The sequence below is a fragment of the Kribbella sp. NPDC006257 genome (genome assembly GCF_040613535.1).
GTDB lineage: Bacteria > Actinomycetota > Actinomycetes > Propionibacteriales > Kribbellaceae > Kribbella.
In genome coordinates, this window is record NZ_JBEXSJ010000063.1 from 1 (window position 1) to 24,697 (window position 24,697).

The window sequence follows — 24,697 nt, forward strand, 5'->3', positions numbered from 1 at the left end:
AGGCCCCACCGACGACGAAAACCTCGGACCCTTCTGCCGCCACCACCACCGACTCAAGCACCACGGCGACTGGCAAGTCCTCACCACCGACACCGGCACACTCGTGTTCATCAGCCCCACCGGACGCGCCTACCTCGAACCACCCACCATGCCCAACACCACACCCGGCACACCAAACGCGGAGTCACCCCCCAACACCAACGCCGCCTGACGCACTTCTCGCCCTGGGATCACGTCGGTCCGGCTGAGGCGGAGAAGATGCTGGCTTGGTAGGGCCTTGCGCAGCCGCCCGTTGCCGTCACCCCTCGTCGTACGCAGTGGAGCACCCGCTCTGAGGCGCGAGATCGTCGAGATGCCCGGCTCCTCCCAACTGGTCATATTGTCCGTGCATCAGCCGTCCCCGGAGGTGGTCGAACAAACCGCCCGCTGATCGCTGTGGTCCGGTTCGATCTCCCGGGTCGGATCGGGCGGCTACGTCGCTGCTTCGGCCGGAGGGATCTTGGGCTTGGGTTGGTAGCGGGTGGCGAGGGTTTGGGCTCGGGTGTGGAGGGCTTGGCGGAGGGAGTGGGGGGCTAGGGCTTCGGCGGAGAGGCCTAGTTGCCAGAGGGACCACTCGGCGTGCCAGGAGTCTTGGTAGGTGACTTCTAGGCGTAGCCAGCCGTCTGGATCTGGGGCTTCGGCGCGGACTGCTACAGCGTGGGTCAGGAGGTCTTCGCGTCGCTCGGGGGATACGCGGACCAGCACGGTGAGGTGGTTGGTGGAGAGGAACTGGGTGCGGCGTTCCTGCCAGATGCGGTCCAGGTCGACCTTGTTGGGGCGTTCTGCTGGTTCGGGGAGTTCTTCGGCGGCTTTGATCCGGGAGAGGCGGTAGGTGCGGTCGGCGCCGGATCTGGTGGCTAGCAAGTAGATGCGGTCTCGGACGGTGACTAGGCCGATCGGGTCTACCGTGCGCCATTGCGGCGACTGGTTCGTGGCTTCGTAGTGGATGCGTAGTTTGTGGCCATTCAGTACTGCGCGGCGTACCTCCGCCATCGTGCTGTGCGGCACGTCCTCGGTGACGAGGCGGCGGGAGAGCAGGTCGGTTTCGGGCTCGACGAGGAAGCGCTCGGTGCCAGCGCGATGGCTCTCGGGGAGCGCGTCGACCACCTTCCGCAGGGCCGACGCAAGCGCGGAGCCGAAGATCTGCTCGCCGCCACGGGATCCCGCCGCCAGCAACGCGATCGCTTCGTCGTGGTTCAGTCCGGTGAGTTCGGTCCGGAATCCGGGCAGTAGAGCGAACCCGCCGTGCCGGCCGCGTTCGGCGTACACCGGTACGCCGGCCGCCGAGAGCGCCTCGATGTCGCGCAGGACCGTGCGGGTGGACACCTCAAGCTCCTTGGCCAGGGTCTCCGCCGTGAGTTGACCGCGCTGACGCAGCAGCAGGATCAGCGAGACCAAGCGGTCGGCGCGCATGCGGCTCAAAATACATGACGAAGGATGTCGTGATTTACCGGAAAGCTCGTCCGCACCAACCTCAAGGAGCTGATGTGGCACTCGAACGAACGGCAGTCAACCCGGTGAAGTGGTCCCTCGAACTCGGGTTCAACCAAGGCGAGCTCGTCTCCGGACACACCCGGACCCTCTACTGCTCCGGGCAGACCTCGATGAGCGAGGACGGCAAACCCCTGCATGATGGAGATATGGCAGCGCAGTTGGCGGTAAGCCTCGACAATCTGGAAGCGGTGCTCGGCGAGGCCGGGATGTCCCTGGCGAACCTGGTCCGGCTCAACGTGTACACCACCGACGTCGACCAACTCTTCCCGCAGTACGGCGTACTGGCGTCACGCCTGGGTGCCGCCGGCGTCGCCCCGCCCACCACGATGCTCGGCGTGACCCGCCTGGCGATCCCAGGTCAGCTCGTCGAACTCGAAGCAACCGCCGTCGCATGAAACTGGTGACCATCGGCGTCTACGGCTTCGACAGTGAGTCGTTCTTGCAGCAGTTGCGGGATGCCGGCGTTCGCGTGCTGCTGGATGTACGGCAGCGACGCGGTGTCCGCGGGCCGGAGTACGCGTGGGCGAACTCGCTGCGGCTGCAGGCGTCGCTGGTCCAGGCGGGGATCGCCTACGAGCACCATCTCGAACTCGCGCCGACCACGGAACTGCGGCAAGTCCAGTACGCCGAGGACGATCGTCAGGGAGTCGGCAAACGGTCGCGGCAGGTGCTGGCCGCCGAGTACGCCCGTCGGTACACCACCGAGATCCTCGACCATGCCGATCTCAGCCCGATCGCGTCGCGCGCCGAGATCGCGGCCCTGCTCTGCGTCGAGAGCGACCCGGAGGCGTGCCATCGCTCTCTGATCGCAGCCCGGCTCGCCGAGCAATACGGCGTACGGATCGAACACCTACGGCCGTGAGCTCGGGATGGTGCGCTCGGAGTCCAGGTAGATGGTCGTGTTGGTGGCCCGAGCGCCGCGTGACGGTGAGCTCGAGCCCGATCTCCTCCAGCACCTCCCGCTCAGCCGCGGCCGCCAGACTCTCCCCCGGCTCCACCATCCCGCCGACCTGCACGAGATTCTCGCGATACGGATTCGAGACGAGCAGCACCCTCCCCTCGAAGTCGGTGATCAACACCCCCACCGCCGCCCGATGCACCGCCACCTCAAACGAGCCCATGCCCCGGCACTCTAATCACCACCCACTCGCGGGGTGGGCTAGTGGGTGTAGGTGGATTGGGCGTCTTCGGCGTAGTGGCAGGAGACGGATTGGCCGGTGGGGAGGGGCCGGAGTTCGGGGACGTCGGTGGAGCAGCGGGGTTCGGCTCGGAGGCAGCGGGTGTGGAAGCGGCAGCCGGAGGGCGGCAGGACGGGAGAGGGTGGGTCGCCGGCGAGGATGATGCGTTGGCGGCCCTTTCGCGCTAGACCTGGTTCAGCTGAGAGAAGCGCTTGCGTATAAGGGTGAGCCGGTACGTCGTACACCTGGTGATGTTCACCCAGTTCCGCCACGCGACCCAGGTACATCACCGCCACCCGGTCGGAGACGTGCCGCACGACCGACAGATCGTGCGCGACGAAGATGATCGAGAGACCGAGCTCCCGCTGCAACCGCATCAGCAGGTTCACGACCTGCGCCTGCACCGACAGGTCGAGCGCGGAAACCGGCTCGTCGCAGAGCAGCACATCAGGGTTCAGCGCGATCGCCCGCGCGATCCCGATCCGCTGCCGTTGCCCACCGGAGAACTGATGCGGGAAACGCGTCTCGTCCTCGGCCCGCAACCCGACGAGCTCCAGCAGTTCCCGCACCCGCGAACGGATATCCATTCCGCGAGAGACATCCGGGTGCACCTCCAGCGGTTCGGCGACGATCTCGCCGACGCGCATCCGGGGATTCAGCGCGGAGTACGGATCCTGGAAGACCACCTGGACGTTCTGGCGCCACTTCCGCAGCTCCTTGCCTTTCAGCTTCGCCACGTCCACGCCGTCGTACAGCAAAGATCCCGACGTCGGCTTCTCCAGAGCAGCGAGCAGCCTCACCAAGGTGGACTTCCCACACCCGGATTCACCGACGATACCGAGCGACTCGCCCTTACGCAGTACGAGATCAACGCCGTCGACCGCGCGGACCAGAGTCTTCTGGCCGAACGAGAAGGCTGGACTGATGTCGTAGTGCTTCACCAAATCGGTTGCCACCAGCAACTCCGACGACGACGACATCAGACCGCCTCCTCAACAGAGATCTTCGTACGCCGGATGCAAGCAGCGTCGCGCCCCGGCGCAACCGTCAACAACGGCGGCACCTCAACACCGCACTCCTCCACAGCGATCGGGCACCGGGTCCGGAACGCGCAACCGGACGGAATTGCCCGCAACGAAGGCGGCGTACCGGGAATCGTCGGCAGCTCCTGACCCTTCAGATCCGCAGAGGGCATCGACAGCAGAAGCCCTTCTGTATAAGGGTGAACCGGACGCTCCAACGCCTCGGCCGTAGCAGCTCGTTCGACCACATGACCGGCGTACATCACCACCACGTTGTCGGCGACATCCGCGACCACACCGAGGTCGTGCGTGATCAGCACGACGCCCATGTCCCGCTCGGTCTGGAGGTCCGCGATGAGCTCGAGGATCTGCGCCTGCACGGTGACGTCGAGCGCCGTCGTCGGCTCGTCGGCGATCAGTACGTCGGGGTCGAGCGCGAGCGCCATCGCCAGCATCACCCGCTGCCGCATGCCGCCGGAGAACTCGTGCGGGTAGTCGTTCACCCGTTTCGCAGCGGCCGGGATCCGGACCTGATCGAGCATCTCCGCAGCGCGTTTCATCGCGTCGCGCTTCGACATGCCCCGGTGCACCCGGTAGCACTCGGCGATCTGCTTGCCGACCGATTGCACCGGATTCAGCGCGGACAGCGAATCCTGGAAGACCATCGTGATCCGGTCGCCGACGATCTTGCGTCGCTCCCGCGTCGTCAGCGAGATCAGATCCGTCCCCCGGTACTCCGCCGTACCGGACACGATCCGCCCTGGCGGCATCTCCAGAATCCCGGTCAACGCCTGCGTCGAAACAGACTTCCCCGACCCGGACTCACCAAGAATCGCCAGCGTCTCCCCCGCCCGAACCTGCCACGACACCCCGTCAACAGCCCGCACGGGTCCACGCGGAGTGTCGAATTCAACGGTCAGGTCGGAAACCTTCAGAAGTACTTCGCCAGAACTCATCATCGGATCAGCTTCGGGTCGAGGGCGTCTCGGATCGAGTCGCCGATGATCATGAACGAGATCGTGGTGGTCGAGATGAAGATCGCCGGCCAGATGAACAGGTGCGGCGTGTCCCGGTAAGCCGCCGCAACACCGAACTGCGATCCCCAGGAGATCGACGGTGGTTGCAGCCCGACCCCGAGGAACGTGAGCACAGCCTCCAGCCCGATCAGCCCGCCGATCCCCAGCGTCGTCATCGCCAGCAGCGGCGCCATCGCGTTCGGGAACACGTGTTTGCGCAGGATCCGCAGCGGCGGTACGCCGATCGATCGCGCCGCCAGCACGTACTCGCGGTTCCGCACCGAGAACACCGTCGATCGCATCACCCGCATCCCCTGCGGCCAGCCCGTCACCAGGATGATCGCGACGATGATCCAGATGCTCCGGTTCGGCACCGAGTTGAGGATCACGATCAGCGCGATCAGCCCCGGCAGGGCGAACAACACGTCCGCGACCCGGGAGATGATCGTGTCGACCGCACCCGGGAAGTAGCCGGCCAGCAGGCCGAGGATCCCTGCCACCGCGAACCCGCCGAAGCCCGCCACCAGACTCACCAGCACCGACGGCCGAGCACCGTAGATCACGTTGGCGAAGTAGTCACACCCCTGGATGTCGAACCCGAACGGATGCCCAGGCTCCCGGCTGCGAGCACTTTTCGCGAGCTCGCAGAAGCGAGGATCAACCGACGTGAAGATCCCCGGGAAAGCAGCCATCGCAAAGACGATCAGCACCAGCACCACGCAGATCACGAACTGCGGTTTGCGCAGCAGCGCCCGCAGCAGCTCGCGATTGGACAGCGTCCGCCCTTCGAGGTCCTGCGCCTCCGCGCCGAAGACTTGCTGGGTCTCAGACATTGCGCACCCTCGGGTCGATGAAGCCGTAGACGATGTCCACGATCAGGTTGATCACGATGAACATCACGAAGGCCAGCGTGGACAGCAGCACCACCACGCCCCCTTCGTGGAACCGGATCGACTGGAACAGGAACTGCCCCAGCCCCGGCAGGTTGAAGATGCTCTCGGCAAGGACCGCGCCGGCGAAGATGCCGGCGAAGTCGATGCCCATCAACGTGACCACGGGCAGCAAGGCGTTCGGCAGCACGTGATGCCAAAGAATGCGCTGCTCCCCCAGCCCTTTCGCCCGCGCCGTCTTGACGAAGTCGGAGTTCGCGGTATCCACGATCGACGTACGGGTCAACCGCGCCATCCCCGCGAATCCGGTGATCGCGATACAGACAGCCGGCAGCAAATACGCCAACGGATACCCGTCCGAGATTCCCGAAACGGGCAACACCTTCAGCTGTACGCCGAGCAGGAACTGCCCGGCGAAATACAGCACCAGGCCAGGAACAGCCAGTACGACGAGCGTCGACAGCAACAGCATCCGGTCGACGATCCCGTTGCGCCGGAACCCGGCGTACAGGCCGAAGAGCAGGCCTGCGATCCACTGGAACGCCAGGCTCATCGTGGCCAGTTTCAGCGTCACGGGGATCCGCAACCGGAGCTGGCCGGCGATGTCGGCACCGGCGAACGTCGTACCGAAGTGGCCGGTGAACATGTCCTTCATCGACAGCAGGTACTGCACGATGAACGGGTCGTCGAGGTGGAACTGGGCCCGTTTCGCGGCCAGCACCGCGGCCGGGATGGGCTTGTCACCGGCCAGTTCGCGCAGCGGGTCTCCGGGCATCGCGAACACGAGCGCGAAGACCCCCAGCGTGACGATCAGGCCGATCGGGATGGCCGCCAGGATCCGGCGGAGGACGAACCGGGTCATTTGAAGGTCGAGTAGAGAGCCTGTACGCCGGTGTACTTGGAGACCCGGGGACTGATCTTCGCCGAGTGCAGGTATGCGTTCTGCTTGGCGTACAACGGGATCAGCGGCATGTCTGCGAGCGCGATGTCCTCGGCCTGCTGGTAGAGCTTGATCGCCTTCTCCGGGTTCGGTTCGGCGTCGCCCTGGGCCAGCACCTTGTCCAGCTCGGGGTTGTTGTAACCGGAGAAGTTCGCGTCACCGTTGGACTTGAACATCGGGGTCAGGTAGTCCTCGATCGACGGGTAGTCATGACCCCAGCCGCTGAACCGCAGGCCGTCGAGCTTGCGGGTGTCGGCCAGCGCGGTGATCTCCGAACCCTGCTTGCCGGAGTACTTCACCTGCAGGCCGAGGTTCTGCCGGAGCATGTTGCCGATCGCCTCGGCGAAGATCTGACCGGTGGCCGACGTGGTGTTGTAGCTGATGTTCACCGGGTCGGAGAAGCCGCCCGCCTCCGCCAGCAACTGCTTGGCCGCGGTCGGGTCGAAGTTGCAGAACTTGCAGGCGTCCGGGCGGTAGCCGTCCATGTCCGGCGAGACCAGGCCGTTGGACGGAGTGGCCAGGCCGACCAGGTCGGCGAAGGCCTTCCGGTCGATCGCCATCGAGAACGCGTGCCGCAGCTTGGGGTTCTTGTAGCGGGGATCCCAGGCCGGCATCACCAGGTAGTTGGCGCCCGAGCTCGTAGCGGTTACCCAGCCGTCGGGCGCGTCGGTCTTGAAGGTCTTGATCTTGGTCGGCGGCACGTCCACGAAGTCGACGTTGCCGGCCAGGAACTCGTTGTACGCCGTGTCCGCGTTCGGGATGAACCGGTAGGTGATGGCGTCCGCCTCGGGCGCGTTCGGGCCCTTGTAGCCGTCCCACTTGGTCAGCTTGATGTCGTCACCGGGGTTCCAGGTGCCGTCCAGCTTGAACGCGCCGTTGCCGATCGGCTTGCGCTTGTAGGCGTCCGGGTTCTTCCGGACCTCCTCCGGCAGCGGGGCCAGGCCGAGGTACTGCAGGGTCAGGCCGAACTGCGAGAACGGCACCTTGAGCTTCACCGAGAAGGTCAGGTCGTCGATCTGCTTCAGGCCGCTGAGCGTCTTCACCGAGGTCGGCTTCGGGGTGGCGCCGTCCGGGGTCGGCGGGTTCATCGCGTCGTACCCCTCGACCTTGGAGAAGAAGCCGTTGTTCTTCCACGCGGTCGAGCCCTGGGCGGTCAGGTTCCAGCTGTCGACGTAGTCCTTCGCGGTCAGTGGCTGCCCGTTCTGGAAGGTGTTGCCCGGCTTGAGCTTGATCGTCCAGGTCTGGCTGGTCTTGTCCGGGGTGACCGAGTCGGCCATCACGTTGACGGTCTTGCCGGTGTTCGGATCCGTCGCGACCAGCGGCGCGAACATCGCCTGGGCGACCTGGATGCCAGGGCTGCCGTTCTCGTTCAGCGGGTTGATGTAGTCCAGCGGGTCCGCGGCGATCGCGATGACCTCGCTCTTGGCTCCGCCACCGGCACCGCCGGAGCTCTTGCCGTCTCCACAGGAGCTGAGCACCAGGGCGAGCCCGAGCGCCACCCCCAGAACACCAGTCGCACGTCGCACGGTCGAACCAACTTCCTCGGCGGGAGGGCCGGTAGGCGGGAATAGCCGCCATGTTGGCTGGTTCCGGCGAAGCATGTCAACGTTGTCAGGGACAAACTACAGCTCGCGTTACCTGACCGAGACCTCAGAGCACCTGCACCCACAAAGGTCCCTTCGGCCACGATAACCCCGCCATACAGCAAAGTCATCTGATGTCAGCGGGTCCGTCCCGAAAAGCAAAGACCGCCTGCACACGAGGTGCAAGCGGTCTTGTGCTGACTGTGACTACAGGGTGAAGGCGGTGCTGTTCTCGTCGAAGGGGCCCATCACGGTCAGCGCGGGGTGGCCGGCGTAGAGCTCGGCGGCCAGGTCCTGGACGTCGTCGAGGGTGACCGCGTCGATGCTGCGCAGGATGTCGTCGACCGTCGGCAGTTCGCCGTACACGAGTTCGGCCTTGGCGATCCGGGTCATCTTGGCCCCGGTGTCCTCCAGGCCCATCACGACCGAGCCGCGCATCTGGCCCTTGCCGCGGAGCAGTTCGTCGGCGGTGATGCCGCCCTTGGCGATCGTGGCCAGCTCGGCCTGGATCACCTCGAGCACCTCCGGCGCCTTCTTCGGCAGACAGCCCGCGTAGACGCCGACCATGCCGGCATCCGCGTACGCCGATCCGAAGGTGAACACCGAGTACGCCAGCCCTCGCTTCTCCCGGACCTCCTGGAACAGCCGCGACGACATTCCGCCACCGACGATCCCGTGCAGCACGCCGGCGACGAACTTCCGCTCGTCGTTGCGCACCAGCCCGGGCATCCCCAGCACCAGATGCGCCTGCTCGACGTCGCGATGGTGAACCCGCACCCCGCCGTACGTCGGAACGCGGCGCGCCGACCCCCGGCGTACCGGCGTCGGCTCGGCTTCACCGGTTGCCCAGTGCCTCTCGAAGGCCTTGCGGACCAGCTTGACGACATCCGCGTGCTCCACGTTGCCCGCGACGGAGACGACGATGTTCTCCGGGCGGTAGCGGCGCCGGTACCAGCCGGCCACCTGGCGACGGGTCAGCGCGGCGACCGACTCCGGCGTACCGGTGATCGAGCGGCCGAGCGGCGACGAGCCCCAGAGCTGCTCGGCGAACAGGTCGTGGATGTGGTCCGACGTCTCGTCGGCGTGCATCGCGATCTCCTCGTCGATGACGTCGCGCTCACTCTCGACGTCCTCTTCGGTGAGCGTGGCCGAGGTGATCATGTCGCAGATGACGTCGACCGCGAGCGGCAGGTCGGAGTCGAGCACCCGCGCGTAGTAGCAGGTGTACTCCTTGCCGGTGAAGGCGTTCATCTCGCCGCCGACCGCGTCGATCTCCGAGGAGATCTCCAGCGCGTCGCGGCGCTCGGTGCCCTTGAACAGCAGGTGTTCGAGGAAGTGCGTCGCACCGGAGAGCTGGATCGGTTCGTCCCTGGATCCGACGCCGACCCAGAGGCCGAAGGTGACCGAGCGGAAGCCCGGTACGGACTGGGAAAGCACGCGGAGCCCGGAGGGCAGGACGGTCCGTTTGACCGGACCGCCTGCCTCCGAGCTCAGCAGCGTGCTGGTGATGGCACGTGTCACTCGGCGGGAGCGACCTCTGCGTCATCAGCCTTGGCAGCGTCATCATTTGGCGCCTTCGCTGCGTTGTCGTCACCCTCGACGACGGGGATCAGCGAAAGCTTGCCGCGGTCGTCGATCTCGGCGATCTCGACCTGGAGCTTCTGGCCGACGGACAGGATGTCCTCGACGGCCTCCACCCGCTTGCCACCGGCCAGGCCGCGCAGCTTCGAGATGTGCAGCAGACCGTCCTTGCCGGGGAGCAGCGAGATGAACGCACCGAAGTTGGTCGTCTTCACGACCGTGCCCAGGTAGCGCTCGCCCTTCTCCGGCATCGTCGGGTTGGCGATCGCGTTGATCATCGCGCGCGCCGCCTCGGCCGACGGGCCGTCCGTCGCACCGATGTACACCGTGCCGTCGTCCTCGATCGAGATGTCGGCACCGGTCTCGTCGGTGATCTGGTTGATCATCTTGCCCTTGGGGCCGATGACCTCGCCGATCTTGTCGACCGGGACCTTCACCGAGATGACCCGCGGGGCGAACTCGCTCATCTCACCCGGGGCGTCGATGGCCTTGGCCATCACGTCCAGGATGGTCAGCCGGGCGTCCTTGGCCTGGGTCAGCGCCGCGCCGAGGACGCTGGCCGGGATGCCGTCCAGCTTGGTGTCCAGCTGCAGGGCGGTGACGAAGTCCTTCGTGCCGGCGACCTTGAAGTCCATGTCGCCGAACGCGTCCTCCGCGCCGAGGATGTCGGTCAGCGCGACGTACTGCGTCTCGCCGTCGACCTCACCGGAGATGAGGCCCATCGCGATCCCGGCCACCGGCGCCTTCAGCGGCACACCGGCCGACAGCAGCGACAGCGTCGAGGCGCAGACCGAACCCATCGAGGTGGAGCCGTTCGAGCCGAGCGCCTCGGACACCTGACGCAGCGCGTACGGGAAGTCCTCGCGTGACGGCAGCACCGGCACCAGGGCCCGCTCGGCCAATGCGCCGTGTCCGATCTCGCGGCGCTTCGGCGAACCGACCCGGCCGGTCTCACCGGTCGAGTACGGCGGGAAGTTGTAGTTGTGCATGTAGCGCTTGCGCGTCTCCGGGGAGAGCGTGTCGAGCTGCTGCTCCATCCGGAGCATGTTCAGCGTGGTGACACCCATGATCTGGGTCTCGCCGCGCTCGAAGATCGCCGAGCCGTGCACCCGCGGGAGCACCTTGACCTGCGCCTTGAGCGGCCGGATGTCGGTCAGCCCACGGCCGTCGATGCGGACCTTGTCGGTCAGCACGCGCTGGCGGACCAGCTTCTTGGTGAGCGAGCGGAAGGCTGCGGACAGCTCCTTCTCACGACCCTCGAAGTCGGCGGCGAGCTTGTCGATCACGGCGGCCTTGATCGCGTCGGTGGCCTCTTCGCGGTCGTGCTTGCCCGCGATGGTGAGCGCCTGCGACAGCTCCTCGGTGGCAGCGGCCTCGACAGCGGCGAAGGCGTCATCCTGGTAGTCCGGGAACAGCGGGAACTCGCCGGTCGGCTTGGAGACCTTGGCGGCCAGCTCGGACTGCGCCTCGACCAGCGTCTTGATGAACGCCTTGGAGGCCTCGAGGCCCTGGGCCACGATCTCCTCGGTCGGCGCCTGCTTGCCGGCGGCAACGGCGTCGAAGGTGCCCGGGGTGGACTCGGCCTCGACCATCATGATCGCGACGTCACCGGTGTCGGTGACCCGGCCCGCGACCACCATGTCGAAGACGGCGTCCTCGAGCTCGGTGTGGGTCGGGAACGCGACCCACTGCTTGTCGATCAGGGCAACGCGGGTGGCGCCGATCGGGCCGGAGAACGGCAGGCCGGCGATCTGGGTGGACATCGACGCGGCGTTGATCGCCAGTACGTCGTACAGCGTGTCCGGGTTGAGCGCCAGGACCGTGATGACGACCTGGATCTCGTTGCGCAGGCCGGAGACGAACGACGGCCGCAGCGGGCGGTCGATCAGCCGGCAGGTCAGGATGGCCTCCTCGGAAGGGCGGCCCTCCCGGCGGAAGAACGAGCCCGGAATCCGGCCGGCGGCGTACATCCGCTCCTCGACGTCCACCGTCAACGGGAAGAAGTCGAACTGGTCCTTGGGCTTCTTGCTGGCCGTGGTGGCCGACAGCACCATCGTGTCGCCGTCGAGGTAGGCGGCGGCGGAGCCGGCGGCCTGCTGGGCCAGGCGGCCCGACTCGAAGCGGATGGTACGGGTGCCGAAGCTGCCGTTGTCGATGACGGCTTCAGCGAACTCTGCGCCCTCCATGGGCGCGTTGGTGGATCCCGACACGGGATACCCCTCTCGTCACTTGAGACGACTGTGAGGCGCGAGTTCTCCGGGGTGTGCCGGTCTTCGATCGAGGCCCGCGGGTGCAGCGTGTGCTGTCCCGAAGGCCACTACCGAGGACCGGTCGTCGGCCGGTACGCAACCTCGCGTCGTCTCGTTGTCGTTGATTATTCAGTTGTCCCACGCTGCTGCGTGGATACGCGAGAAGCGGCCACCCCGGAACAGCGGTGGCCGCTTCTCACGACGTCATCGGCGAAGACCGAGCCGCTCGATCAGGGACCGGTAGCGGTTGATGTCCTTCTTCGCCAGGTAGTTCAGCAGGCGGCGACGCTGGCCGACCAGGAGGAGCAGACCACGACGGCTGTGGTGGTCGTGCTTGTGCTCCTTCAGGTGCTCGGTCAGGTCCGCGATGCGGTGGGTCAGGAGCGCGACCTGGACCTCGGGGGAACCGGTGTCGCCCTCGGTCAGGGCGTACTCGCCGATGATCTTCTTCTTCGCCTCAGGATTGGCTGACGACACTTAGGTGATCCTCTCGATGTCCGTTGCGCGGCGCACCGGGGCTTGGGTCACCCGGGCACTCTCGATCCGCGGCCGTTCAGACGGCAGCGTCCACGGTACCAGTCCGTGGACGCGTCACCCTAATTCGCGGTAAGGATCCGCCGGGCGCCGTCGACGTCGAGCTTCATCTGGTCCAGCAGGTCGTCGATCGTCTCGAACCGGATCTGGCTGCCGCGGAGCCGGGCGACGAAGTCCACCGCGATCCGGGAGCCGTACAGCTCCAGGTCGTCGCGGTCGAGCACGTACGACTCCACCCGGCGGTCCACCCCGTCGAAGGTCGGGTTGCTCCCCACGCTGATCGCCGCGGGCAACGGCTCCCCGTACTGCGGGGTGCCGGGCGCCGCGTCGAGCACGGTCAGCCACCCGGCGTACACACCGTCCAGCGGGACTGCGGCGCCTTGCAGGGCAGGGATGTTGGCTGTCGGGTACCCGAGTTCGCGGCCCCGCTTGTCGCCCTCGACCACGGTCCCGGTGACCCGCAACGGCCGACCCAGCGCGACCGCCGCACCCTCCACATCGCCCTCGGCGATCAGGCCGCGGATGTAGGTCGAGGACCAGGGCTGGGCGTCGCCCGCGAGCGACAGTCCCTCGACCTCGAAACCGGCCTCCAGGCCCGCCTGGACCAGGGTGTCGACGTGCCCGGCGGCCTTGTGACCGAAGCGGAAGTTCTCCCCCACCACGACCGCCTTGGCGTGCAGGGTGCCGACCAGAACCCGCTCGATGAACTCCTGCGGCGACCAGGCCGCGGTCTCCTTGTCGAACGGCAGGATCAGTACGGCGTCCGCACCGGCCGCGCCGAGCAACGTGGCCCGCTCGGCGGGGTCGCTGATCATCGCCGGCGCATGGCCGGGCCGCAGTACCGCCATCGGGTGCGGATCGAACGTCATGGCGACCACCGGGAGGCCGCCGAGCCGCTCCGCCCGGGCCCGGGCGTGCGCCAGCACCTCCTGGTGCCCGCGGTGCACGCCGTCGAAGTTGCCGATGGTGACGACCGAGGGGCCGAAATCGGCATCCACCTCGTCCAAACCGTGCCAGACACGCATGACAGCAGGATTCCATGCCGGTCCGCGGAGTCCGTCACCAGGGACCGGATGATCACCCCTTGTAATCACGCCGTGACTCAACTTATGGTGGGCGGCGGCATCTGGTCACCCCCTCGGAGGTCCTGTGAAGCTGCACCGCTTGGTCGCCGCCACCGTCGCCGCAGTCCTGGTCGCCGGGTCGGTCACGAGCACGGCAACCGCGTTCGCCCCGGCCGCGAAGTACACGAGGTACGTCGCGCTGGGTGACTCCTACACCTCCGCGCCGCTCGTGCCGCTGCCCGAGCTGCTGTCGCTCGGCTGCCTGCGCTCGATCAGCAACTACCCCAAGCAACTGGCCGCGCAGCTCCAGGTCACCTCGTTCGCCGACGTGAGCTGCGGCGGCGCGGACACCACGAACATGACCCAGCCACAGGCCACCCCGCTCGGCACCTTCCCGCCGCAGTTCAACGTGCTGACCGCGGACACCGACCTCGTCACCCTCGGGATCGGCGGGAACGACTTCGGCGTCTTCGGCGACATCGTCGGCACCTGCCCGGGCCTGCGCGACAATGACCCGGCCGGCGCGCCGTGCAAGCAGCACTTCACCGTGGCCGGCAAGGACACGCTGGCCGACAAGATCGCCCAGACCCAGGTCCGGATCACCGACGTGGTCAACGGCATCAAGCAGCGGTCCCCGAAGGCGACGATCGCCCTGATCGGCTACCCGAAGATCGCGCCGGAGAAGGGCACCTGCCCGGCCATCCTGCCGTTCGCCGACGGCGACTACGCCTACCTGTACTCGATCGAGCAGAAGCTCAACCAGGCCGTCGAGAATGCAGCCAAGGCGGGCGGCGCCTTGTACGTCGACACCTTCGGCCCCTCGACCGGCCACGACGCCTGTGCCCCGGAGGGCCAGGCCTGGATCCAGGGCAAGGACATCAACCTGCTCCGCGCCCTCAACTACCACCCCCGCTACGAAGGCCAGGCCGGCGTCACCGCGCTGACCTTCAAGAAGCTCACCGGCGCGCAGGAAACGATCACTCCCGCCGAGCAGGCACAGTGGGCCCGCGAGGCCAGCGACCTGAGCAAGAAGGCTGCGACGATGCAGCAGGACCCGGCCGTCAAGGCCGCCATGAACCGCCTACGGACCGGCGCGCAACGCTGACCCTTTCCAATCCGTACGGCGGACGCCGGGCCGGCCCCACTTCACGCGTGGACCGGCCCGGTGCTCATTTCTCAAACCAGTGCGGTGATCTCGGTCAGGGCCTGTCCCAACGGGAGATCCACCCGATGGGTCGCGTACGGATCGCCCCGGGTGATGCCCTGGTTGACGATCAGCACCTCCTTGCCCGCCTTCGCGGCGTACCGGACGAACCGGAAGCCGGACATCACCGTCAACGACGAGCCGAGCACGAGCACCGCGCGCGCCTCGTCGATCAGTGAGTAGCACCGCTCGACCCGCGGCTTCGGCACGTTCTCCCCGAAGAACACCACGTCCGGCTTCAGCAACGCCGACCCACAGTTCGTGCACGGCACCAGCTGAAACCCTTGGACGACGTCCTCCGGCAGCTCCACGTCGCCGTCCGGGTTGATCCGGGTCGCAACTCCTTCGAAGAACGGATTCGCCTCACGCAGCCGTCGATCCAGCTCTTCCCGCGGCGTCGTCCGGCGACAGTCCAGGCAGATCACCCGGTCGAGATTGCCGTGCAGCTCGATCACGTCGCGCGCACCGGCCGCCTGATGCAGCCCGTCGACGTTCTGCGTGATCACGCCGCTCAGAAACCCACGCGCCTGCAGTACGGCGACCGCCCGGTGCCCGTCGTTCGGAGCCGCCCGCGCGATCGTCCGCCAGCCCAGGTGACTGCGCGCCCAGTACCGCTGCCGTCCCGCGGCACTCCCGACGAAGTCGCCGTACGTCATCGGCGTATGCGTCCGCAGACTGCCACTCGCACCGCGGTAGTCCGGGATCCCCGACTCGGTCGAGATCCCGGCCCCACTCAGCACCACGACTCTCCCGTCCCCCACCACCTCGGCAACCGGCGCGACATCCGTCGTACCTGGATCCAACGAGAGCACGTCGGGTCCAGGAGACCAGGTCAGTGTGGGGCGAGAGCGCACGTTCCCAGGGTAGCTAGTGTCCTGCCTCCAGGGCGGCGATGAGCTGGGGGCGGAGCTCCTCGGGCTGGATGACCGCGTCCACCGAGCCGACGGCGACCGCGCGCTGGATGCTGTGCACCCGGTCGAACTCCGACGCGACCTCGCCGAGCTTCTCCGCGCGCACCGCCGAGCGGACCTCGGCCAGTTCGTTGGCGAGGTTGGCCCGCTCGGCACCCTCGGCCGCGGCCAGGCGGGCCGAGACATCGGCCACCCGCGGGTCGGCCGACGTCCGGGTGTTGACCTCGCGGGAGAACACCACGGCCGCGGCCGGGGCGCCGCCGATCACCGAGGCGAACGAGCCCTCGACGGCCAGCACGGTCATCCGCGGGTTCAGCGCCTTGGAGAAGACGACGAACGCGCCGCCGTGGTAGCGCGAGACCACGCAGAACACGATCGGCCCGTCGAAGTTGACGATCGCGCGACCGATCTCGGCGCCGTACTCCAGTTGCAGGTTCCGCATCGAATCCGGCGACCCGTCGAACCCGGACAGATTCGCCAGTACGACGAGCGGACGGTTCCCGCTGGCTCCGTTGATCGCCCGTGCCGCCTTCTTCGACGACCGCGGGAACAACGTGCCACCCGTGTAGACATCCGGCCCGTCCGTCGGCGACAAGCCACGCCGCGGCACCGGCTTGGACTCGATCCCCAGCAGACACACCGGCATCCCACCGAGCCTGGTGTCGGCCACGACCGCCGTCTCCGCATCGGCCATCCCCGCCCAACGCTCCAGCATCGGGTGGTCCTGGTCGGCAACGGCCCGCATCAGCGTGCGGATGTCGAACGCCTTCTTGCGATCCGGGTTGGTCGCCGCGGAGAAGATCTGCCCCACGGTGGTGAACCCACCGTCGGCCGGATCGTGCGGGAACGTCGTGACGTCGCGGTCGTGCGGGTCGGTGGTCGGCGCCCGGCGCGGCCCGGGCTCCCCCGGTACGACGTACGTGTGGTCGTAGTGCGCCATCAGAATGTCGCGTGCACCGGCCAGATCAGGAGCCCAGTACTGCGCCTGGCCGTTCGGGCCCATCACCCGGTCGTAGCCGCCGATGCCGTAGTTGTCCTCGGCCGAGACGCCACCGGAGAAGTCCAGCGACTCCTTGCCGGTCAGCACCATCGCCGAGTCCGGCGTCATCACCAGGATGCCCTTGGTGTGCATCAGCATCGTCGCTTCGGCGTTCCAGTACGGCTGCGCGCCGACATTGATGCCGGCGACAACGATGTTGATCTCGCCACCGGCCTGGGTGAACTCGACGATCCGCTTCAGCGCCTTGGCGATCCAGTCCATGTTCTCGGTGCCGGAGTCCATCGAGATCCGGGCGCCGGCCGAGACCGCGAACCACTCGACCGGGATCTTCAGCTCCTCGGCCAGCTCGAGCGCCGCGATGATCCGGGTGCACTCGGCCTCGGCGACCGCACCGAGCGCCTTGGTCGGGTCGCCGCTCAGCACGACACGCCGGACGCCTTCGGGGTGCCGACGGGTCGGCGTACTGATGATGCCGACGATCAGGCCGGCCTTGTTCAGGCCGCGCGGCCGGTCGATCGGGACCAGCACACCGGCATCGTCCAGGTCGTACTCGACGTAGCTGCCGCCTGCCCCGGCGACCATCCCGGCCACCTCGTAGGGGTAGACGGTGTTACGGCGACGGGAGCGCAGCACCTTCTGCGCGTAGTCGTCGAGCGGCTTGAGTGGCTCGGTCGCGGGCCGCTCGACGGCCGTCACGACGCCGGCACCGGGCTGGTAGTAGAACCGGCCGACGACGGCGAACGGTACGCCGTTGGTGCCCATCACGCGGCCGGCGACGCTGACCTCCTCGATCCCGGCGCCGGAGGTCAGCGGGGCGATGTTGCGCTTGAGCGCCGTCAGCTCGGCGACCTCGGCGTCGAGGACCGGCCAGATCGTCACCCAGACGTGGTTCATCTCCAGCTTCGCGCCGGCCGCACCGAGCGCGCTGCGGGCCCGCCGGATGCCCTCCAGGCAGTTCGCGATCGCCCGTTCGACGTGCGGCAGCGCGGTGATCTTGCCGTCCTCGTCCCGGACCGCGGCGAACTGGCGCACCTGGGCGAGCGCGACCAATCGCTCGTCGGCTTCGTTGTCCCGGGCAACGCAGTGATACAGCAGCACGTCCTGCGGCGCGTCCAGCCGGGTGATCCGGAAGTCGCGGAGCCGCCACAGGTTGAGCCGGCGGCCGACCATCGGGTGCACGCCGCGTACGTTGTCGTCCTCGACGACGCCTTGGGCACCGAGGCGGTAGGTGAAGTACCAGACCTCGCGGCCGCCACCTGGTACGAGGGCGATGGCCACCCGGCGTACCTGCTGCTCGAACAGCAGCGGCGCGACGATCTCGCAGAGCCGGTCGGAGGCCTCCTGCGGCGACTCCGGCGTCTGCGGCCAAGACAGGTAGAGATCCGCCACCGTCTCATGTCCTGCAGGCCGGGCAGCGAGCTCAGCCGACAAGTCACGAACCAGCGAACTCCCCGGATCAGCCAGCTCATCAACCGTGCCGATAGTGGTCACCAGATGCGTCGGACGCGCGTCGACGGTGTAGTCGGCAGTGGTGAAAGCACGGCCGTTCACAGTGGCGTTGCGCAGACCGTGCAGCTCGTACTCGAGGTAGTGCCGACGTACCAGCACTTCCAGCATCGGCTCGGTGCCGTTGACGCCACCCTCGAGCCGCTCGGCCAGGAACCGCACGATCTGCTCGGGGATCGTCGCCAGCGCCTCGACCCGCTCGGCATGTCCCGGCGCATCGGGGTCCAGCGAGAGGGCAGCAAGCTCATCGCCAACTCCTGCAAGCACCTCAGCACGCGCCTGGTCGACCTGCGGCTGGTCGAACCAGCGGAACCGCACACTGCGAGCGAGGTCACCGATCACCGGGAAGCGCAGCTGAGTAGCCAGCACCAGGTGTTCCAGTACGGCGTATGCCTCGGCATCCAGCGGCGCCTCAGGCTTGTCCTCGACGAGCCACTGCTCCAGCAACGACGTCACCAGCAGTACGTCGGGAGTCGTGCGCTGCTGAGCCAGGAAGATCCGGAACACCGCGTCGGTCAGCTCGTCGCTACGGTCCAAGTCCTTGACGCCGTAGTGGCCCAGCACTCGCGACAACCGCTCGGTGAACTCAGTTGGCAGCCCCGCGCGCTCGGTGTCGAGCGTCTGCAGATACGTGTGGAAGTGCTCCTTGGGGCTGTGCACTCGCAACTCGGTGCGCAGGTCCTCGCTGGCCGGCCGGTTGCGGCTCAACTCGGCCAGATCGGCGAACAGTCGCAGTACGCCGATCTCCTCCGCCACCGGCGGTGCCGCCAGCTCCGCCCGGGCCGACAGGTACTCCGACAGCGTCCGCCCCTCGTCGCGGGGATCGATGTCGAACCCGAGCAGCATGCTGCCCAGATCGTCCAGCCCACGAGCCACCCGCACCTCCGCCGGCGGCGTGCCGTTGGGCTCCGGCAGCTCCAGATCGATGCTTTCGCTCGTCTCCACGACCGCATCGGCATCACCGACCGGCTCCAGCAGCACCAGCGGCGCACCGGTCTCCACCTGGCTACCGGTCGATACCGGCAGCTCGCGCACGATCGCCTTGAACGGCGCGTGCAGCACGGTCTCCATCTTCATGCTCTCCAGCACGAGCACCGGTGCACCGGCCTCGACTTCAGCACCAGCAGCAACCGGAGTCGCAACCACCAGTGCCGGCGAAGGCGCCCGCAGGAAGCCACCCTCGTCCCGGCTCACCCGGTGCGTCACACCGTCGACCTCAACCAGGTGCACCGGCCCATGCGTCGCAGTCACCAAGCGGAAGCGATGACCAGCAACAACCAGGCGTACGTCGTACGCATCCAGCCGCTCGTGCTCCACATCCAGCGACTGCAACTCGTCGCCAACGCCAACACCCACGCGGTACCGGCTGGCGCCGACCCGGGCGACAGTCACCTTGTACGACGCTCCGCGCAGCTTCAGCGCGATCGCCCGGCCCACCTCGTGCTGCACCTGCGGACGCCCACCCCGGGCGGTCTCCAGCAGCCGCTGCCGCTCGACCCGCTCGGCCTCCTGGTACGCCTCGATGGCCGCTGCGATCAGCGCGATCCCGGAGTGCCGGCTCGAGACCAGCCGGCCCTCGCCGCGGACCCGGTCGATCCAGCCGGTGTCGGCGCTGCCGTCGATCACCTCAGGCTGGTCCAGCAGATCGAGCACGAAGCTCTTGTTGGTCGCACCGCCTTCCAGCACCACCACGGTGTCGGCCACCGCCCGGCGAAGGCGGCCCAGCGCCTCGTCCCGGGTCCGGCCGTACGCGATGATCTTGGCGATCATCGAGTCGAAGTCCGCCGGGATCGAGTCGCCTTCGCTGACCCCGGTGTCCACCCGTACGCCGGGCCCGGTCGGCAGCCGCAGTCGCGCGATCCGGCCGGGTGAGGGAGCGAAGTCGCGGTCCGGGTCCTCGGCATTCAGCCGCGCCTCGATCGCGTGCCCCTGCTCAGCCGGCTGGGTGCCCTCCAACCGGCCGCCACCGGCGACATGCAACTGAGCCTTCACCAGGTCGAACTCGGTGGTGACCTCAGTGATCGGGTGCTCGACCTGCAGCCGGGTGTTGACCTCGAGAAAGGCGAAGAGCTTGTCGCCCGGGTGATAGAGAAACTCGACCGTCCCAGCGCCGCTATAACCAACAGCCACTGCCAGCCGCTCGGCAGACGTCTTCAGCTCGGCGACCTGATCCGGAGCGAGGACCGGCGAGGCCGACTCCTCGATCACCTTCTGGTTGCGCCGCTGCACGGAGCAGTCGCGGACGCCGAGCGCCCACGCCGTACCCTGCCCGTCAGCGATGACCTGCACCTCGACGTGCCGGGCCCCGGTGACGAGCCGCTCCAGGAAGAGCACGCCGCTACCGAAGGCACGCGCGGCCTCATCGCTGGTCCGCTGGTAGGCGTCCCGCAGATCGTCGTCGTCATGAATCACCCGGATACCGCGCCCGCCACCACCGGCGGTCGCCTTCAGCATCACCGGGTAGCCGATCCCGCGCGCCGACTCCAGCGCCGCGTCGAGCGACTCGACCGCGCCCCGGCTCCACGGCGCCACCGGTACGCCGACCTCTTCCGCGATCAGCTTCGAGCCGATCTTGTCCCCGAGCTTGCGCATCGCCTCGGCGCTCGGGCCGATGAAGGTGACCCCGATCCGCGCGCACAGCTCCGCGAACGCCGGGTCTTCCGCGACGAAGCCCCAGCCGACCCAGGCGGCATCCGCGCCGGTCTCGACCAGAGCCCGCTCGAGCTTGGCGTGGTCGAGATACGGGCGCTCGGCGGCCGGACCGAGCGGATAGGTCAGGTCGGCCGCGCGCACGAACGTGGCGGTGCGCTCGGCATCGGTGTACAAAGCCACCGTCTCGACGGAGCTCCCCGTCTCGGCGTTGAGCTCGCGGACCGCGTTGATCAGCCGCATCGCGGCTTCACCCCGGTTGACGATGGCGATGCGGTTGAACACCGGGAGGCACTCCTGTCGTTGGGGTAGAATAGATGGCTTTAAATTAGAGAAGGACAGCTGTCACCGCACACATTCCCAGGCAGCGAGGGCTACCGTCGAGTCGGGTCGATCAGCTCACGAAGACTGCAGTGGGTTTGGCCAGTGGGCCGTGTGGCTCGTAGAGCGCCAGGAACGTGCCCGTCGGGTCGAACATAGCGGTCTGCCCGGCCTCGAGCTTGAGACCTGGCAGCGGGCGGCCGGTGCGGATCGCGGCGGCCTGCTCGGCATCCGCGTCGTACCGCGGGAAGGTATCGGCGGCGACATCCGCGATCGGCAGGAAGACGAACGACTCCTCCAGCTCCTCCAGCGTGTGAGCCGTCGTGAAGGCACCCACGCGGGTACGCCGGAGCGCCGTGAGATGACCCCCGACGCCCAGCTCGGTGCCCAGATCGCGGGCGAGCGCGCGGATGTAGGTGCCGCTGGAACAGTCGACCGAGATGTCGACCGAGATCCCGTCGGCAGCACGGCGTACGTCGAGTACGTCGTACCGGCTGATCGTGACCGAGCGGGACTTGAGCACGACCTCTTCGCCGGCCCGGACCCGCTCGTAGGCGCGTTTCCCGTCGACCTTGATCGCGGACACCGCGGACGGCACCTGCGAGATCTCGCCGCGGAAACCGGTGATCGCCGCCTCGATCCGCTCCACCGTCACCGCGGCCAGCGCCTCGGGCGAGGCCGCCGTGACGGTCTCGCCCTCGGCGTCGTCGGTGCTGGTCGAGGCGCCGAGCAGGATCGTCGCGTCGTACGACTTGTCGGCCAGCTGGAGATGGCCGAGCAGCCTGGTGGCGCGGTTCAGCCCGACCACCAGGACACCGGTGGCCATCGGGTCCAGCGTGCCGGCATGGCCGACCTTGCGGGTGCCCGCCAGCCGGCGAATCCTGGCCACCACGGTGTGCGAGGTCAGCCCGGCCGGCTTGTCGACCACAACAAAGCCATCGGCAACTATCGAGCTGTGATTTTGCGGGTCACTCGTCGTCGGAGTCATCGTCCTCGCGGTGCTTGTACGGGTCGGCGTCGCCGGCCGGCTTGGCGCCGGCGGCGGCCTTGGCCACCTCGGCGTCGGCCTGCCGGGCCTTCGCCAGCAGCTCCTCGATCTGACCCGCGGTCTCCGGGATGGCGTCCAGGTAGAACGCCATGCTCGGGGCACGCCGCAGTCCCAGCGCCTTGCTGACCTCGCTGCGGATCAGGCCGCGCGCCGACTCCAGCGCCGCCGCGGTGGACGCGCGCTCCTGCTCGCCGCCGTACACCGTGTAGAAGACGCTCGCCTCGCTCAGGTCCCCGGTCAGCTTCGCGTCGGTGATCGTGACGAAGCCCAGTCGGGGGTCCTTCACCCGGCGCTCCAGCAGTTCGGCCACCAGGACCTGGATCCGGTCGGCCAGCTGCTTAGCCCTTGCTTCACCCATCAGGGCTCACTCCTTCATTCAGACATGAACAACGTCCGGAGCGGCGGCTTCCACCGCCACTCCGGACGTTACCTCGATCGGTCAGTTGCGGGGCTTCTCGCGGAGCTCGAAGGCCTCGACCACGTCGCCGATCCTGATGTCGTTGTAGTTCTGGACGGTCAGACCACACTCGAAGCCCTCGCGGACCTCGGACGCGTCGTCCTTGAACCGCTTGAGCGAGGACAGGTCGGCGTTGTCGAGCACGACCGCGCCGTCCCGGATCAACCGGACCTTCGCGTTGCGCTTGATCACGCCGCTCGTGACCCAACATCCGGCGATGTTGCCGACCTTGGACGAGCGGAAGATCTCCCGGATCTCCGCCTGGCCGAGGGTGGCTTCCTCGTAGATGGGCTTGAGCATGCCCTTGAGTGCGGCCTCGATGTCGTCGATCGCCTGGTAGATGACCGAGTAGTACCGGACATCCACGCCTTCGCGCTCGGCCAGGTCCCCGGCCTTGCCGGCCGGCCGGACGTTGAAGCCGATGATGACGGCGTCCGAGGCGATCGCCAGGTTGACGTCGTTCTCGTTGATGGCACCGACACCACGGTCGATCACCCGCAGGTTGACCTCGTCGCTGACCTCGATCCGGACCAGCGCGTCTTCCAGCGCCTCGACCGAACCGGAGCCGTCGCCCTTGAGGATGAGCAGCAGTTCCTGGCTCTGCCCCTTCTCCATGGAGGCCATGAAGTCCTCGAGCGTCCGGCGTGCGCGCCGCTTCGCGTTGGCCGCGGCACGTGCCCGGGCTTCCCGCTTCTCGGCGATCTGACGAGCCATCCGGTCGTCGTCGACGACCAGGAACTTGTCACCGGCACCGGGCACCGCGGTCAGACCGAGGACCAGCACCGGACGCGACGGGAGCGCCTCGGTGAGCGAGTTGCCGTGCTCGTCGAGCATCGCCCGGACCCGGCCGTACGCCGGACCGGCCACCATCGAGTCGCCGACCTTCAGCGTTCCGCGCTGCACCAGCACGGTCGCCACCGGTCCACGGCCCTTGTCCAGGTGCGCCTCGATCGCGAGACCCTGGGCCGGCATGTCCGGGTTGGCCCGCAGATCCAGTGCCGCGTCCGCGGTCAGCACGACGCCCTCGAGCAGGCCGTCGATGTTGATCCGCGACTTCGCCGAGACGTCGACGAACATCGTGTCGCCGCCGTACTCCTCGGGCACCAGTCCGTACTCGGTCAGCTGACCGCGGACCTTGACCGGGTCGGCCGCCGGGACGTCGATCTTGTTCACCGCGACCACGATCGGCACGCCGGCCGCGCGGGCGTGGTTCAGCGCCTCGATCGTCTGCGGCATCACGCCGTCGTCGGCCGCGACCACCAGGATGACGATGTCGGTGGCCTGCGCACCACGAGCACGCATGGCGGTGAACGCCTCGTGACCCGGGGTGTCGACGAAGGTGATGGCGCGTTCCTTGCCGTCCACCTCGGTCGTCACCTGGTACGCACCGATGTGCTGGGTGATGCCACCGGCCTCGCCGGCCACCACGTTCGCGTGCCGGATCGCGTCCAGCAGCTTCGTCTTACCGTGGTCGACGTGACCCATCACGGTCACCACCGGCGGCCGGGCCGCCAGCTCGCCCTCGCCACCTTCGTCGGCGCCGAAGTCGATGTCGAAGGACTCCAGCAGCTCGCGGTCCTCGTCTTCCGGCGAGACGACCTGAACGTCGTAGTTCAGTTCGGTACCGAGCAGTTCGAGGGTCTCCTCGTTGACCGACTGGGTCGCGGTCACCATCTCGCCCAGGTGGAACAGCACCTGGACCAGCGATGCCGGGTCGACGCCGACCTTCTCGGCGAAGTCCGTCAGCGAGGCGCCACGGGCCAGCTTCACGACCTCGCCGTCACCGTGCTTGACGCGCACGCCGCCGACGGCCGGAGCCTGCATGTTGTCGAATTCCTGGCGCTTGGCGCGCTTGGACTTGCGGCCACGACGGGCCGGACCACCCGGACGCCCGAAGGCACCCTGCGTTCCGCCCCGGCCCCGGTTGCCCGGGCCCGGACGACCGCCACCGCCACCACCGGGGGGACCGCTGGGGCCACCACCCGGACGGAAGCCGCCGCCACCGCCACCG

The 24,697-nt window shown here is 67.8% G+C and carries 18 protein-coding genes and 2 pseudogenes; 4 read left to right on the plus strand and 16 right to left on the minus strand.

Annotation, left to right across the window (positions count from 1 at the left end; translation table 11 throughout):
* Positions 1-211 (plus strand): annotated as a pseudogene (locus ABZ004_RS39730) (hypothetical protein); the annotation flags it as partial.
* Positions 212-471: 260 nt separating this feature from the next.
* On the opposite strand, the gene ABZ004_RS39735 reads toward ABZ004_RS39730, so the two are convergent.
* Positions 472-1,452, minus strand: coding sequence for a YafY family protein (locus ABZ004_RS39735; RefSeq protein WP_355687372.1), 981 nt, complete (start codon positions 1,450-1,452; stop codon positions 472-474).
* Positions 1,453-1,526: 74 nt separating this feature from the next.
* Between ABZ004_RS39735 and ABZ004_RS39740 the strand changes: the two genes are divergently transcribed.
* Positions 1,527-1,928: a RidA family protein gene (locus ABZ004_RS39740; protein WP_355687373.1), complete on the plus strand. Its 402-nt coding sequence runs from the start codon at positions 1,527-1,529 to the stop codon at positions 1,926-1,928.
* Positions 1,925-2,395 (plus strand): DUF488 domain-containing protein, encoded by a 471-nt coding sequence (locus tag ABZ004_RS39745; RefSeq protein WP_355687375.1) that lies wholly within the window; start codon positions 1,925-1,927, stop codon positions 2,393-2,395. The genes ABZ004_RS39740 and ABZ004_RS39745 overlap by 4 nt, the downstream gene beginning before the upstream one ends.
* Positions 2,396-2,432: 37 nt before the next feature.
* On the opposite strand, the pseudogene ABZ004_RS39750 reads toward ABZ004_RS39745, so the two are convergent.
* The 10 genes and pseudogenes from ABZ004_RS39750 to ABZ004_RS39795 form a co-directional block, all read right to left on the minus strand.
* Positions 2,433-2,654, minus strand: a pseudogene (locus ABZ004_RS39750) (NUDIX hydrolase); the annotation flags it as partial.
* Between the two features lie 38 nt (positions 2,655-2,692).
* On the minus strand, positions 2,693-3,691 hold the full coding sequence (locus ABZ004_RS39755; protein WP_355687377.1) for a dipeptide ABC transporter ATP-binding protein: 999 nt from the start codon (positions 3,689-3,691) through the stop codon (positions 2,693-2,695).
* Positions 3,691-4,689, minus strand: coding sequence for an ABC transporter ATP-binding protein (locus tag ABZ004_RS39760; protein ID WP_355687399.1), 999 nt, complete (start codon positions 4,687-4,689; stop codon positions 3,691-3,693). The genes ABZ004_RS39755 and ABZ004_RS39760 overlap by 1 nt, the downstream gene beginning before the upstream one ends.
* On the minus strand, positions 4,689-5,582 hold the full coding sequence (locus ABZ004_RS39765; protein WP_355687378.1) for an ABC transporter permease: 894 nt from the start codon (positions 5,580-5,582) through the stop codon (positions 4,689-4,691). The genes ABZ004_RS39760 and ABZ004_RS39765 overlap by 1 nt, the downstream gene beginning before the upstream one ends.
* Complete coding sequence (locus ABZ004_RS39770; RefSeq protein ID WP_355687379.1) at positions 5,575-6,501, minus strand: ABC transporter permease; 927 nt, start codon at positions 6,499-6,501, stop codon at positions 5,575-5,577. The genes ABZ004_RS39765 and ABZ004_RS39770 overlap by 8 nt, the downstream gene beginning before the upstream one ends.
* The gene (locus ABZ004_RS39775; protein ID WP_355687380.1) at positions 6,498-8,105 is read right to left on the minus strand and encodes an ABC transporter substrate-binding protein; all 1,608 of its coding nucleotides are present in this window, start codon (positions 8,103-8,105) and stop codon (positions 6,498-6,500) included. Before ABZ004_RS39775 ends, ABZ004_RS39770 begins: the two co-directional genes overlap by 4 nt.
* Before the next feature lie 264 nt (positions 8,106-8,369).
* A complete protein-coding gene (locus ABZ004_RS39780; RefSeq protein WP_355687382.1) occupies positions 8,370-9,683 on the minus strand; it encodes a pitrilysin family protein in 1,314 nt (437 codons plus the stop codon).
* On the minus strand, positions 9,680-11,929 hold the full coding sequence (locus ABZ004_RS39785) for a polyribonucleotide nucleotidyltransferase (protein WP_355687383.1): 2,250 nt from the start codon (positions 11,927-11,929) through the stop codon (positions 9,680-9,682). The genes ABZ004_RS39780 and ABZ004_RS39785 overlap by 4 nt, the downstream gene beginning before the upstream one ends.
* 267 nt (positions 11,930-12,196) lie before the next feature.
* Complete coding sequence (gene rpsO / locus ABZ004_RS39790) at positions 12,197-12,469, minus strand: 30S ribosomal protein S15 (RefSeq protein WP_012920573.1); 273 nt, start codon at positions 12,467-12,469, stop codon at positions 12,197-12,199.
* Positions 12,470-12,588: 119 nt separating this feature from the next.
* A complete protein-coding gene (locus ABZ004_RS39795) occupies positions 12,589-13,551 on the minus strand; it encodes a bifunctional riboflavin kinase/FAD synthetase (RefSeq protein ID WP_355687385.1) in 963 nt (320 codons plus the stop codon).
* Positions 13,552-13,675: 124 nt separating this feature from the next.
* Between ABZ004_RS39795 and ABZ004_RS39800 the strand changes: the two genes are divergently transcribed.
* Entirely contained in the window at positions 13,676-14,695 is a 1,020-nt protein-coding gene (locus ABZ004_RS39800; RefSeq protein WP_355687387.1) for an SGNH/GDSL hydrolase family protein, read from the plus strand.
* Between the two features lie 71 nt (positions 14,696-14,766).
* Here ABZ004_RS39800 and ABZ004_RS39805 read toward each other — a convergent pair whose 3' ends face one another.
* The 5 genes from ABZ004_RS39805 to infB all read right to left on the minus strand — a co-directional run.
* The gene (locus ABZ004_RS39805) at positions 14,767-15,648 is read right to left on the minus strand and encodes an NAD-dependent protein deacetylase (protein ID WP_355687389.1); all 882 of its coding nucleotides are present in this window, start codon (positions 15,646-15,648) and stop codon (positions 14,767-14,769) included.
* A 13-nt stretch (positions 15,649-15,661) separates the two neighbouring features.
* Entirely contained in the window at positions 15,662-21,145 is a 5,484-nt protein-coding gene (locus tag ABZ004_RS39810; RefSeq protein WP_355687391.1) for a carboxyl transferase domain-containing protein, read from the minus strand.
* Between the two features lie 109 nt (positions 21,146-21,254).
* A complete protein-coding gene (gene truB / locus ABZ004_RS39815) occupies positions 21,255-22,169 on the minus strand; it encodes a tRNA pseudouridine(55) synthase TruB (protein WP_355687393.1) in 915 nt (304 codons plus the stop codon).
* The gene (rbfA, locus tag ABZ004_RS39820) at positions 22,150-22,587 is read right to left on the minus strand and encodes a 30S ribosome-binding factor RbfA (RefSeq protein ID WP_355687395.1); all 438 of its coding nucleotides are present in this window, start codon (positions 22,585-22,587) and stop codon (positions 22,150-22,152) included. The genes truB and rbfA overlap by 20 nt, the downstream gene beginning before the upstream one ends.
* An 81-nt stretch (positions 22,588-22,668) precedes the next feature.
* Positions 22,669-24,697, minus strand: a 2,029-nt coding sequence (gene infB / locus ABZ004_RS39825) for a translation initiation factor IF-2 (protein WP_355687397.1), incomplete at its 5' end; no start/stop codon positions are given.

Excerpts from the sequence above, each read along its gene's own strand:
- ABZ004_RS39735 (WP_355687372.1), bottom strand. The coding sequence starts at position 1,452 with ATGCGCGCCGACCGCTTGGTCTCGCTGATCCTGCTGCTGCGTCAGCGC.
- ABZ004_RS39745 (WP_355687375.1), top strand. The coding sequence starts at position 1,925 with ATGAAACTGGTGACCATCGGCGTCTACGGCTTCGACAGTGAGTCGTTC.
- ABZ004_RS39755 (WP_355687377.1), bottom strand. The coding sequence starts at position 3,691 with ATGTCGTCGTCGTCGGAGTTGCTGGTGGCAACCGATTTGGTGAAGCAC.
- ABZ004_RS39760 (WP_355687399.1), bottom strand. The coding sequence starts at position 4,689 with ATGAGTTCTGGCGAAGTACTTCTGAAGGTTTCCGACCTGACCGTTGAA.
- ABZ004_RS39765 (WP_355687378.1), bottom strand. The coding sequence starts at position 5,582 with ATGTCTGAGACCCAGCAAGTCTTCGGCGCGGAGGCGCAGGACCTCGAA.
- ABZ004_RS39770 (WP_355687379.1), bottom strand. The coding sequence starts at position 6,501 with ATGACCCGGTTCGTCCTCCGCCGGATCCTGGCGGCCATCCCGATCGGC.
- ABZ004_RS39785 (WP_355687383.1), bottom strand. The coding sequence starts at position 11,929 with ATGGAGGGCGCAGAGTTCGCTGAAGCCGTCATCGACAACGGCAGCTTC.
- ABZ004_RS39795 (WP_355687385.1), bottom strand. The coding sequence starts at position 13,551 with ATGCGTGTCTGGCACGGTTTGGACGAGGTGGATGCCGATTTCGGCCCC.
- truB (WP_355687393.1), bottom strand. The coding sequence starts at position 22,169 with ATGACTCCGACGACGAGTGACCCGCAAAATCACAGCTCGATAGTTGCC.
- rbfA (WP_355687395.1), bottom strand. The coding sequence starts at position 22,587 with ATGGGTGAAGCAAGGGCTAAGCAGCTGGCCGACCGGATCCAGGTCCTG.